Raw genomic sequence first — 12,077 nt, forward strand, 5'->3', positions numbered from 1 at the left:
CCCGTGGTGTCACTCGGTGAGATAGCGCTGGACCGTGGGACTCAGCCAGGCGATGAGCTCTTCCTCCGTTGCCGCCACCATCGGCGGAAATTTCAGGATGTAGCGGGACAGGGCCAGGCCCAGTAGTTGCGACGCGACCAGGGAAGCCCGCAGGGGAGCGCGCTCCGGATCGCCGGTCAGGCCGATCACGAGCGGCATGACCTGGCCGCCGAAGATCGTCCGCATGCGCTCGGCGGCGGTCTCGTTCGTCACGCCGGTGCGGAGCAGGACCTGCAGCCCTTCGTCGGCCTCCCACTTACGCAGGAAGTGCCGGACCAGCCCGGCGCCGGCCTGGTCCGCCGCCAGCTCGGGCAGTTCCAGGTCGAATTCTGCCGCGGCGGCGAACAGCTTCTCCTTGGTGCCGAAGTAGCGCATCACCATGGCCGGGTCGATCCGCGCGTCGGCGGCGATGGCCCTGATGGTGGCCTTGTCGTAGCCGTCGGCGGCGAAGCGTTCGCGGGCCGCGGCCAGGATCACGGCCTTGGTCTCGGCGGAGGATCTCCTCATGTCAACAATTGTAGGCCAACGGCCGTTGACATTCCACTCGCGGCGGGCTTACGTTCATGCCAACAACCGTTGACCAAGGAGGCGCAATGAACGCCGAAGTGCTCGTCGTCGGAGCCGGACCCGCCGGGCTCACCGCCGCGATCGTCCTGGCCCAGCACGGCCGGCAGGTCATGATCGTGGACGCGCTGGGGGAGGGCGCCAACACCTCCCGCGCCGCCGTCGTGCATCCCCGCACCCTGGAAGTCCTGGAGCCGTACGGCGTGGCGGACCGGCTGGCCGCGCACGGCCTCCACACTCCGGTCTTCGCCATCCGCGACCGCGACAAGATGCTGGTGCCGGTGCCCTTCGGCGGCCTGCCCACCGCCTACCCCTACACCTTGATGATCTCCCAGGCCGACACCGAGGCCCACCTGCTGGCCCGCCTGCACGAACTCGGCGGCAAGGTGATCAGGCCCGCCCGGGTGAGCAGCGTCGAGCAGGACGCCGACGGCGTCACCGCCACCCTCGACGACGGGCGGCGGATCCGCGCCGCCTACCTGATCGGCGCCGACGGCCTGAACAGCACGGTCCGCCAGAGCGCCGGGATCGGCTTCACCGGCGGCACCTACGCCGAGTCGTTCGTCCTGGCCGACGTCCGCCTGTCCGGCGGCGTGCCGCAGAACGAGGTCACCCTGTACTTCTCGCCCGCGGGACTGGTCGTCGTCGCCCCGCTGCCCGGCGGCCTGCACCGCATCGTCGCCACCGTGGACGAGGCCCCCAAGGAACCCGGCATCCCCTTCGTACAGCACCTGCTCGACACCCGTGGCCCCGAGGCCGAGCCCGCGCGGGTGCGGGAGCTGATCTGGAGCTCGCGCTTCCGCGTCCACCACCGCATCGCCGACACCTACCGGCGGGGCCGCCTCCTGCTGGCCGGCGATGCCGCCCACGTGCACTCGCCCGCCGGCGGCCAGGGCATGAACCTGGGCGTCGACGACGCCGTACACCTGGGCGAGACGCTGGCACGGGTGCTCAAGGGCGAACCGGACAGCCTGCTCGACTCCTACGCCGCCACCCGCCGCCCGCAGGCCGAGCAGGTGATCGCCCTCGCCGGGCGGCTCACCAGGCTGGCCACCGCCGCCGACGGCCGCCGCGTGTTACGCAACCTCGTCCTCGCCCTGGCCGGCCGCGTCCCCGCCGTCCGCACCCGGCTGGCCTGGCAGTTGTCCGGTCTGAACAGACGGGAAACCGCGTGAACCCTCGCCCGGCCTTCAGGCGGAGCCGCCAGAAGATAACTTGCGAGAATTACCCATCTCCAAAGTTATCCGGGCGCGGACGCCACGCAACGGATCGAGTCTTTCTGTTTTCTGTTTCCAGAAATTCAGAAAATCGCTAGGCTGCCCGTCGTGACGATCTCCGTGACGACCGCGTGCAAGCACTGCGGGGCGCCCATCGACCAGCCCGTACGGCGGGGCAGGCCGCGGGAGTACTGCCCGGACGGCGACTGCCAGGCGGCGGCCAAGCGGGAGCGGGAGCTGCGCCGCGCGACCCCGGGCCTGGAGGGCGCGCTGGCGCGGGTGGAGGACCTGTACGAGCGGATGGAGAAGGGCCTCGCCGCGGCGATCGACCCGCTGGCGCGGGTGCTGGAGCAGGAGCTGAGCCCGGCGGGGGTGGAGGCCAAGCTGAGCGCGGTCCAGGCGGAGGCGCACACCAGCGTCGCCATCGCCCGGGCCGAGCGGGAGCAGGCCCTGGAGCAGGTGCGGCTCGCCCGGGAGGCCGCCGAGGAGGCGCGGCGGGACGCGGAGGAGGCCCGCCGCCGGATGGACGAGGCCTACACGGAGCGGGACACCGCCTTCGCCGACGCGGAGACCGCCCGCGAGCAGGCCCTGGCCGCGCTGCGCGAGGCGGCCGCCACCGAACGGCGGATCAGGCAGGAGGCCGACCAGGCCGGCCGGCGGGCCGAGGCCGCCGAGGCCGCCCGCGAGCAGGCCGTCCGCGAGCTCGCCGACCGGGTGGACAAGGCCACGGCCGAGGTGCGGCAGGTGCGGGAACGGGCGGCGCGGGCCGGTGCGGAACGCGACCAGGCGCAGGCCGAGGCGCGCGAGGCGCGGGCGGAGGCCGAGCTGGCCCGCCGCGCGCACCGGGAGTCGGAGCAGGCGAGCGCCGCCGCGCTGGCCCGGGCCCAGTCGGCCGAGGCCGAGCGTGACCGCGCGGTGGCGCGGGCGGAGGCCGAGCGCGACCGGGCCGTCGCCCAGGCCCAGGACGAACGCGACCGGGCGCTGTCACGGGCGCAGGCCGCCGAGTCGGCCCGCGAGGAGGTGGTAGCGGAGGCCGCCCGCCTGCGCGCCGAGGCGGCGCAGGCCGAGGCGCGTGCCCGGGCCGCGGGCGCGGAGGCGGAGCGCGCCGCGGGGGAGTCCCGGTCGGCGGCGGCCGAGCGGGATCGGGTCCAGGCCGAGCTGTCGCTGGAGCTGTCACTGGAACGGGCGCGGCTGGCGGACCTGCGTTCGCAGCTCGACGTGGCCAGGTCCGAGGCCGCCCAGCTGCGTGAGCGGGCGGTCGCCGCGGAGCTGCGGGCCGCGGGGGAGGCCCCGCCGCCGGACCGGTGACGTACGGCGATCAGGTCCGGGCGCGCCGGATCGGCTCCTCGGCCGAAGCCGACGGACGGGCCGGGCGGGCACGCGTGACACGAGCTTCGTCCCAGACCGGCTCGCCGCTCTCGTAGACGGTTCCGTCGGCGCCGAAGACGAGGAAGCGGTCGAAGTCGGCGGCGAACCAGCGGTCATGGGTGACGGCCAGCACGGTGCCGGCGAAGGACCCGAGCCCCTGTTGCAGGGCCTCGGCGCTGGCCAGGTCGAGGTTGTCGGTCGGCTCGTCGAGCAGCAGCAGCGTCGCTCCCGACAGTTCCAGCAGCAGGATCTGCAGCCGGGCCTGCTGACCGCCGGACAGGGTCTCGAACCGCTGATTGGCCGCCGGCGCGAGTTCGTAGCGGGCCAGTGCGGCCATGGCTTCGTTCAGCGTGAGGGCATGCCCGGCCGTGACCAGCCCGGCGGGGGTACGGCCGTGCAGGTCGGGCCTGGCGTGGGTCTGCACGAAGTGGCCGGGCACGACCCGGGCGCCCAGCTGTACGGAGCCGCTGTGGCGCACCGAGGGGACCCCGCCGTCGGCCGACTCGGCCAGCAATCGCAGGAAATGAGACTTGCCCGAACCGTTCGACCCGAGGACGCCCACGCGTTCGCCGTACCAGATCTCGACGTCGAACGGCCGCATCAGTCCGGTGAGTTCCAGGGATTCGCAGACGACAGCGCGTTTGCCGGTCCGGCCGCCGCGCAGCCGCATCCGCACGTTCTGCCGCTTGGGCGGGCGCTCGGGCGGGCCCGCCTCCTCGAACCTCGACAGCCGGGTACGGGCGGCCCGGTAGGCGGAGGAGAGGGCGTCGTTGTTGGCCGCCGTCTGCCGGAGGGTCTGCACCAGGCGCCTGAGTCTGGTGTGCTCCTCATCCCAGCGGCGGCGCCGTTCCTCCAGCCGGTCGATGCGGTTCCGGCGGCCCTCGGCGTAGGTGGCGAAGCCCGCGCCGTGGACCCAGACGCCGCGCGACTCCACGGTCACGATGCGGTCTGTCGCGTTGGCCAGCAACTGCCGGTCGTGGGAGACCAGCAGCACGGTCTTGGATGTGCCGCGCAGCTGGTCTTCCAGCCATACCTTGGCGGGCACGTCGAGGTAGTTGTCCGGCTCGTCCAGAAGCAGGACCTGATCCGGTCCGCGCAGCAGCGCCTCCAGGACGACGCGCTTCTGCTCACCGCCCGACAGGGTGCCTACCGGGCGTTCCCGGACCTCGTCGTAGGGCAGACCCAGGGCCGCTGTCGCACAGGTGTCCCACACCACCTCCATGTCGTAGCCGCCCGCGTCGGCGTAGTCGCTGATCGCCTGCGCGTAGGCCAGTTGCGTCGTCTCGTCGCCGCGTTCCGCCAGCGCCGATTCCGCCCGTCGCACTGCCACGGCGGTGGTGCGGACCCGGTCGGGGGCCACTGACAGCAGCAGATCATGCAGGGTCCGGTCGTCGCGGACGCTGCCGATGAACTGCCGCATCACCCCCAGCCCACCCGAGCAGGCCACCCGGCCGTCGTCCGGTCGCAGGTCTCCGGCGATCAGCCGCAGCAGAGTGGTCTTCCCCGCACCGTTCGGTCCCACCAGCCCGGCCCTGACGCCGGCGCCGATGCGGAACGACGCCTCGTGAAGAAGCAGTCGCCCGTCCGGCAGGACGTAGGTGAGCCGGTCCACCTCGACATGTCCCGCCACCGTGTTCCTCCCTGCTGTACGACTCCCTCTGGAACGACGTTCGACCACCGGATCATTGATCCGGTCCTCGACCACGATACTAGACTGGCCCGCGCAAGGACGAGGAGGGACGAGTTGGGAACGAAGCACTCGGGTTCGCCAGGGGACGTGTGGCTGCGACCGCCTGCACGGGCGGCGCGCGAAGCTCCGCCGCTGAGTCGCGACCGGATCGTGGCCGAGGCCATAACCCTCCTGGATGAGGAAGGCGCCGACCGGCTGACCATGCGACGGCTCGCCGAGCGCCTCGGGACCGGCTCCACGACGTTGTACTGGCACGTCAAGACCAAGAACGACGTCCTCGACCTCGCCCTCGACGCGATCTTCGCAGCGGTCGAGATCCCGCGCGCGGACGGCCAGGACTGGCGTGCCGGCATCACCGCGCTGGTCAGCGGGTGGCGTGCCGTCCTGCTGGAACATCCCTGGTCGGCGGCGCTGCTCGGCCGTCCGATGCTCGGCCCCAACGTGCTCGCCCGCAGCGAGTTCCTGTACGCCACCCTCCTGGACGCCGGGGTGACCGGGCCGCACCTGACCGCCGCCGCGTACGGCCTGTCCAACTACGTCATCGGTTCCGCGCTCATGCAGGCGACCTGGACGGCCGGGGGAGAGCAGGCCACGCGAGCCGCCGCTCAGGATCGCTTCCGCGCCGACCGTGAGCGGTACCCCGTCCTCGCCGCCCATGGCCCTCTCGCCGCGGACAGCGATTGGGACTCCAGCTTCGCCCTCGGCCTCACCTGGCTCCTTGACGGTATCCACGCCACCGTCGAGGCATCTATCGGCGCCGCACGCCACGCCCGTCGTGGCCGCGGGTCTTCCGGAGAGTGAGGGAGCCGCCCACGAGGAGTATGTGCCGACCCGGTGGGCGCACACAGATGCGATCCAGGTGGTCGGCGATCGGGCGGAAAGGGGTTTGTCCGCACCTTTCCACTCTCAACCTATAGCGCACCGGGGGGCTTGCCACAAGACCCCGGTCGTGCCGCACAATCGTCGGCCGAGGCCGGGCCTGCGCCCACGGGGGACGCCGGCGCACCACCGGACCGGATCGGAGCTGATGCCGTGAACCCCTTGACCACCAGCGCGTTCGACCTTCCCGACCACCTGTCCCACAAGACCGGCCCGGAGCTGATCGCCGAGGACGAGCGGCACTTCGCGGCCATCGCGGAGAGCCTGCATCAGTCGGTCGCCGAGCTGTCCGGCCGTCTCGACGCCGAGCTCAGGGCGCCCGGCGGCGAGGGCCGCGAGGCGCTGGACCGCGACCTGGAGATCCACCGGCTGACCGCCCGCCTGCGTACGCTGCGCCGCTTCGGCCTGGACCTGTGCCTCGGGCGCATGGTCGGCGCGGACGGTTCCGAGCCCGTGTACGTCGGGCGGCTCGGCCTCACCGACAGCGCGGGCCGCCGGCTGCTGCTCGACTGGCGCTCCCCGGCGGCCGAGCCGTTCTTCGGCGCCACCCACGCCAACCCGATGGGCCTGGCGAGCCGCCGCCGGTACCGCTGGTCCGGGGGCCGCGTCAGCGACTACTGGGACGAGGTGTTCACCCCGGACGGGCTGGAGGGGAACGCCGCGCTGGACGACCAGTCCGCGTTCATCGCCAGCCTGGGCGGCAGCCGGTCGTCGCGGATGCGGGACGTGCTCGGCACCATCCAGGCCGACCAGGACGCCGTGATCCGCGCGGGATCGCGCGGCGCTCTCGTCGTCGACGGCGGTCCCGGCACGGGCAAGACCGTCGTCGCCCTGCACCGCGCGGCCTACCTGCTGTACGCCGATCCCCGCCTGGGCCGGCGCCGGGGCGGCGTGCTGTTCGTCGGCCCGCACCAGCCCTACCTCGCCTACGTCTCCGACGTCCTGCCCAGCCTCGGGGAGGACGGCGTACGGACCTGCACCCTGCGGGACCTGGTCACCGAGGGAGCCTCGGCCGGGACCGAGACCGACCCCGAGGCGGCCCGCCTGAAGTCGTCCGCCCGCCTGGTGGAGGCGATCGAGCCGGCCGTCAGGTTCTACGAGAACCCGCCGGCCACGGGGATGACGGTCACGACCCCCTGGTCGGAGGTGTGGCTGAGCCCCGACGACTGGGCCGAGGCGTTCGAGGCGGCCGAACCCGGCACCCCGCACAACGACGCCCGCGACCTCATCTGGGAGGAGCTGGTCACGATCCTGGTGGACCGGCACGACGGCGACGCCCCGCCCGACCTGGTCCGCCGGTCGCTGCTGCGCGACAGGGAGCTGCTCACGGTCTTCAACCGGGCCTGGCCCCTGATCGAGGCGGCCGACCTCGTCGGAGACCTGTGGTCGGTGCCCGCCTACCTGCGGATGTGCGCGCCCTGGCTGAGCGTGGCGGAGATCCGCGTCCTGCAGCGCGCGGACGCGCAGGCCTGGACGGTGTCCGACCTGCCGCTCCTCGACGCGGCGCGGCAGCGGCTCGGCGACCCGGAGGCGTCCCGCCGCAGGCGCCGGAACGATGCCGCCGTCGCCGCCCAGCGCGAGCACATGACCCGGGTCGTCGAGGACCTGATCGAGGCCGACGACTCCGAGATGCTCGTGATGTCGATGCTCCGCGGGCAGGACATGCGCGACGCCCTGGTCGACGAGGCCGGGCTGGCCACCGGCGATCCGGACCAGCTCGCCGGCCCGTTCGCGCACATCGTCGTGGACGAGGCTCAGGAACTGACCGACGCGGAGTGGCGGATGCTGCTGCGGCGCTGCCCGTCCCGGAGCTTCACCGTCGTGGGGGACCGCGCCCAGGCGAGGCACGGGTTCACCGAGTCGTGGCGGGAACGGCTGGAACGGATCGGGTTCGACCGGATCACCCTGGCCTCCCTGAGCATCAACTACCGGACGCCGGAGGAGGTCATGGCGGAGGCCGAGCCGGTCATCCGGGCCGTGCTCCCCGACGCGAACGTGCCGGTCTCGATCCGCAGCGGCGGCGTCCCCGTCGTGTACGGCCCGGTGTCGGAGCTGGGCACGGTGCTCGGCACGTGGCTCGCCGAGCACGCCGAGGGGATCGCCTGCGTCATCGGCGACCCCACGTTCGAGGAGACGCCACGCGTCCGGTCGCTGACCCCGGAGCTGTCGAAGGGGCTGGAGTTCGACCTGGTCGTGCTCGTCGACCCCGGCGCGTTCGGCGACGGCGTCGAAGGAGCGGTCGACCGCTATGTCGCGATGACCCGGGCGACCCGGCAGCTCGTCATCCTCACCAGCCCCTGATTCAGCCGTCGCCGGGTGCCCCGCGTCGGTGTACGGCGATCGTGCACAGTCTCCTGGTGGCACGGGTGAGGGCGACGTACAGGTCACGCTCCCCGCTGGGACGGGCCGCGACGATCTCCTCCGGGCCGACGACGACGATCGCGTCGAACTCCAGGCCGCGGGCCTCGGAAGCCGGCACGAGACGCGCCCACTGTGCGACACCCGCGGACGCCATCTCCTCGACCCGGTCATCCGCGCAGATCACGGCCAGCAGTTCGCCCGGGTGTGCCGCGGCCTGCGCCCGGAGTTCCTCGGCCACCGTGCCGGCGAGTGTGTGCGGACATGCGGCGAGGCCGCGGGGAGGCTCGCCGTTGCGGATCGACCGGCTCGGCGTCTGGCCGGGGGCGATCCGGGCGAGCAGGCCGTGGGTGGTCGCCAGGATCTCCTGGGTCGTGCGGTAACCGACGGTCAGGGTGTGCAGGGCGAACCGGCTGCCCAGGTGCGGGCCCAGCGCCTGGGACCAGTCGCCCGCGGCGGTCGCGGGGCCCGCCTGGGCGAAGTCGCCCACCAGCGTCATCGACCTGGCCGGGCACCGGCGCATCACCATCCGCCACTGCATCGCGGTCAGCTCCTGAGCCTCGTCGACCACGACGTGCCCGAACGTCCGCTCCGGCGGCCCGTCCACCAGGGCCGCCGCCTCATCCAGCAGCGGTGCGTCGGCATCGGTCCACGGGGCGTCGGGGGAGCGCGCCAGCCGGGAGTGTTCGTCACCGGAGAGCGACGGCAGATGCCTTTCCATCGTGGGAGCGTCCGCCAGCAGCGCCCGTACGACCGTCTCGGGTGCCAGCCGCGGCCAGAGGGCCTCCACCGCACGGTCGACGCCGGCGTCGCCCGCGAGGTCCGCGCGGACGGCATCCGCGTCGAACACCTCGGCCGGATCCGCGGCCGGCGCGTCGTCGAAGCCGAGAGCCCGCAGATCGGCCGCGGCCGCGGCGTCGAGATCCATGCCCGTGCTCTCGGCGACCTCGGCGTCGATGAGTTCGAGGGCCTCGACGGCGCCGCGCTCCAGGGCGTCCGTGACCATGTCGACCAGGTGCTCCTTGAACACCTCCCGCGCGCGGTTGTGCGCCAGGCCGCTCGCCACCGCGGCCCGCCGTGCCGCCGCGACGTCCACGCTCGTCAGGCGGACCCACTCCTGCCCCGCACGCACCGCGAACCCGCCGCCCGGTGCCTGCCGGGAGCGCACCAGGTCCGCGAGCGCCCCGGCCAGCGCCGAATCCCCCTTGAGGCGCGCGACATCGAACGGCTCCGTGGCGGCGGGCACCACCCCGGCCAGCTCCGCGCAGGTCGCCAGGAGCACGTCGTTCTCACCGAGCGAGGGCAGCACCCGGGAGACGTAGTCGAGGAACCGCGCGTTCGGCCCGAGCACCAGCACCCCGCGTGCGGCGGCGCCCGGGAACGCGTACAGCACGTACGCCGCCCGGTGCAGCGCGACGACGGTCTTGCCCGTGCCGGGGCCGCCCTGCACCACCGTCACGCCCCGGTGCGGGGACCGGACGATCTCGTCCTGCTCCGCCTGCAGCGTCGCCACGGCGGCCCGCATCCGCCCCGTCCGCCGTGCCTCGAGTGCCTCCGTCAACGGACCGTCGCCGACGACGTCGCCGACCGCGGGCGCGGATCCGTCCAGCAGCTCGTCGCTCACCGCACGGACCGTACGGCCCTCGACCCGCAGATGACGGCGCCGCCGCAGGCCCATCGGGTGGACGGCCGTCGCCGCGTAGAAGGGCCGCGCCGCCTCCGCTCGCCAGTCGACGAGCAGCGGCAGCTCCCGATCGCCGGTGTGCAGACCGAGCCGTCCGACGTGCAGGACGGTTCCGTCCGCGCCGTCGATCCGGCCGAACGCCAGCCCCTCCTCGGCCCCCTCCAGCCGGCGAAGCCGGCGCGCCAGACGCTCCGCTTCGACATCGCGCGCGTACGCCTCGCCCGCGCTGCCGGCCGACGACCTCAACACGTCAGCCAGCCGGGCACGTGCATCCGCCAGCTGCTCGTCGAGCAGCCCGTACATGGCGGCCACGTGGGCCTGCTCCACCTCGACCTGTCCTGCGGCATCCTCGTCGAACTGCGGCAACAGCAGCCCTCCTCTCGGCTCGGCCCTCCACTATGCGGCCCGATTCCCGCGAAAGTAAGGCTTGACTTACTTATCCGAGCCGACCGCCCGCCACTGCTCGCGATTTTCACGCCGCCACCCCTTGTCCCGGCCACGGCTCCGTGCCTATTATCAACACATCGGTTGATAAAGAGGTTGGTTGATAAAGATGTCGATTGACGAGGCGGAGGATCGCCTGGACCGGGCGTTCGCCGCACTGGGCGACCCCGTCCGGCGCGCGCTGATCGCCCGGCTGTCGCGGGGCGAGGCGACCGTGAACGAGCTCGCGGAGCCGTTCCCGATCACCAAGCAGGCCGTGTCGCGGCACATCCAGGTGCTGGAGGCGGCCGGGCTGATCACGCGGAGCCGTAACGGCCAGCGCCGTCCGTGCCGTCTGAACCCGGCGGCGCTCGAGGAGCTGACAAGCTGGATCGACACCTACCGGCTGACCCGCGAGGGGCAGTTCCGGCGCCTCGACGACGTACTCGGCGAGATAAGGGAGCAGGAACCATGATCGAGAACCCGACCACCATCACGGCCCAGCCCGGCAGCCCGTTCATCGAGGTCGTCCGCGAGTTCGACGCGCCGCCCGCGCGGCTCTTCCGCGCGTACACCGACCCCGAGCTGGTCACCCGCTGGCTCGGCCCGCGTGACATCGAGATGCGCCTCATCGAGTTCGACGCGCGCCCGGGCGGGGCGTACCGCTACGTGCACCGCGACGTCGAGGGCAACGAGCACGTCTTCCGCGGCGTCTTCCACACCGTCACCCCTGGCGAGCGGATCGTCCAGACCTTCGAGCACGAGGGCACGCCCGATGTCGTCAGCCTCGACTCGGCGACGTTCGAGGACCTCGGGGGACGCACCCGGCTGTGGACCCGGTCCGTGTTCCCGACCGTCGAGGCCCGTGACGCCATGATCGCCAGCGGGATGGAGCGCGGCATCCGCGACGCGATGGACCGCCTCGGCGAGCTGGCACACGACCCGGCCGAGGGCCGCCCGGAGGCGAGCCGGGTCGTCGTCGACATCTCGATGTCGCTGGACGGGTACGTCAGCGCGCCGGGCGTCGACCTCGAACACGGACTGGGGGTGGGCGGCGAACCGCTGCACGCCTGGGTGACGGACGACCGTACGCCGCGCGACGCGGAGATCCTCCACAAGTCCTTCACCGACACCGGCGCGGTCATCATGGGCCGGCGCACCTTCGACATCGTCGACGGGCCGAAGGGATGGAACGACGAGGTGGGCTACGGCCACGACCAGGACCAGATCGCCGCCCCGCCCGTCTTCGTCGTCACCCACTCGCGACCCGAGAAGGTGCGGCTGGGCGAACGGTTCCGCTTCGTCACCGACGGCCTCGACAGTGCCGTGGAGAAGGCGCGTGCCGCCGCCGGCGGCAAGGACATCGTGATCCTGGGAGGCGGCACGATCGCGGACGCGTTCCTGCGCGCCGGCCTGGTGGACGTCCTCCGGATCCACCTCGCCCCGATCATCCTCGGCGGCGGCACGTCGCTGTTCCCCGAGGGCATGCCCGAGTCCCTGCGCCTGGAGCCGCTCGAGTCCGTGTCCACCCCGGCCGCCGAGCACCTGACCTACCGTGTGGTCAAGTGAGGACAGGCGGATGACTCGGCGGGTCAGCTGTGCGGTTCAGGCAGGGCCGGGGGCGTCCAGTCCCACAGGACACCGAGCGTACGGGGCGCGAGGCGCGCCCACAGCGTCGAGGGCGTGAGCCGGAGGGCGAGAACGGCCAGGGCATGGGTGACCGGTCCAGCATTGATCATCTGATGACCGGCCTGGCGGGCGGCGCAGGCGACGGCCTGGGTGCGGGGGCGGCGCAGGCGACGGCCTGGGTGCGGGGGCGGCGCCGGGCATCGTAGGAGTCCAGCGCCGCAGGCAC

The 12,077-nt window shown here is 72.9% G+C and carries 10 protein-coding genes; 6 read left to right on the forward strand and 4 right to left on the reverse strand.

The annotated features are described in order from the left end of the window. Positions 1–9: 9 nt before the first annotated feature. Positions 10–546, reverse strand: coding sequence for a TetR family transcriptional regulator (locus tag HHX37_RS24110; RefSeq protein WP_182886872.1), 537 nt, complete (start codon positions 544–546; stop codon positions 10–12). An 86-nt stretch (positions 547–632) separates the two neighbouring features. Between HHX37_RS24110 and HHX37_RS24115 the strand changes: the two genes are divergently transcribed. Together HHX37_RS24115 and HHX37_RS24120 are read left to right on the forward strand one after the other, a co-directional pair. Next, a complete protein-coding gene (locus HHX37_RS24115) occupies positions 633–1,778 on the forward strand; it encodes an FAD-dependent monooxygenase (protein ID WP_182886873.1) in 1,146 nt (381 codons plus the stop codon). 150 nt (positions 1,779–1,928) lie between these two features. Beyond that, positions 1,929–3,128, forward strand: coding sequence for a hypothetical protein (locus HHX37_RS24120; RefSeq protein WP_182886874.1), 1,200 nt, complete (start codon positions 1,929–1,931; stop codon positions 3,126–3,128). 10 nt (positions 3,129–3,138) lie between these two features. Here HHX37_RS24120 and HHX37_RS24125 read toward each other — a convergent pair whose 3' ends face one another. Continuing rightward, positions 3,139–4,818: an ABC-F family ATP-binding cassette domain-containing protein gene (locus HHX37_RS24125; RefSeq protein ID WP_182886875.1), complete on the reverse strand. Its 1,680-nt coding sequence runs from the start codon at positions 4,816–4,818 to the stop codon at positions 3,139–3,141. A gap of 210 nt (positions 4,819–5,028) precedes the next feature. On the opposite strand from HHX37_RS24125, the gene HHX37_RS24130 reads away from it, so the two are divergent. Together HHX37_RS24130 and helR are read left to right on the forward strand one after the other, a co-directional pair. After that, entirely contained in the window at positions 5,029–5,679 is a 651-nt protein-coding gene (locus tag HHX37_RS24130) for a TetR/AcrR family transcriptional regulator (RefSeq protein WP_310740500.1), read from the forward strand. Between the two features lie 231 nt (positions 5,680–5,910). After that, positions 5,911–8,058 (forward strand): RNA polymerase recycling motor ATPase HelR, encoded by a 2,148-nt coding sequence (gene helR, locus HHX37_RS24135; protein WP_182886876.1) that lies wholly within the window; start codon positions 5,911–5,913, stop codon positions 8,056–8,058. A 1-nt stretch (position 8,059) separates the two neighbouring features. Here the strand turns inward: helR and HHX37_RS24140 are convergent, their stop codons facing one another. After that, a complete protein-coding gene (locus HHX37_RS24140; protein WP_259406719.1) occupies positions 8,060–10,165 on the reverse strand; it encodes a HelD family protein in 2,106 nt (701 codons plus the stop codon). 187 nt (positions 10,166–10,352) lie between these two features. On the opposite strand from HHX37_RS24140, the gene HHX37_RS24145 reads away from it, so the two are divergent. Then, positions 10,353–10,697 carry an ArsR/SmtB family transcription factor gene (locus tag HHX37_RS24145; protein ID WP_182886877.1) on the forward strand — a complete coding sequence of 115 codons (345 nt, stop codon included), beginning with the start codon at positions 10,353–10,355 and terminating at the stop codon, positions 10,695–10,697. Beyond that, positions 10,694–11,791, forward strand: coding sequence for an SRPBCC domain-containing protein (locus HHX37_RS37060; RefSeq protein ID WP_182880974.1), 1,098 nt, complete (start codon positions 10,694–10,696; stop codon positions 11,789–11,791). Before HHX37_RS24145 ends, HHX37_RS37060 begins: the two co-directional genes overlap by 4 nt. 23 nt (positions 11,792–11,814) lie before the next feature. Here the strand turns inward: HHX37_RS37060 and HHX37_RS24155 are convergent, their stop codons facing one another. After that, the gene (locus HHX37_RS24155; protein ID WP_182886878.1) at positions 11,815–11,961 is read right to left on the reverse strand and encodes a hypothetical protein; all 147 of its coding nucleotides are present in this window, start codon (positions 11,959–11,961) and stop codon (positions 11,815–11,817) included. Positions 11,962–12,077: the final 116 nt, after the last annotated feature.

The organism is Microbispora sp. H10885 (assembly GCF_014161415.1).
Taxonomy (GTDB): Bacteria; Actinomycetota; Actinomycetes; order Streptosporangiales; family Streptosporangiaceae; genus Microbispora; species Microbispora triticiradicis.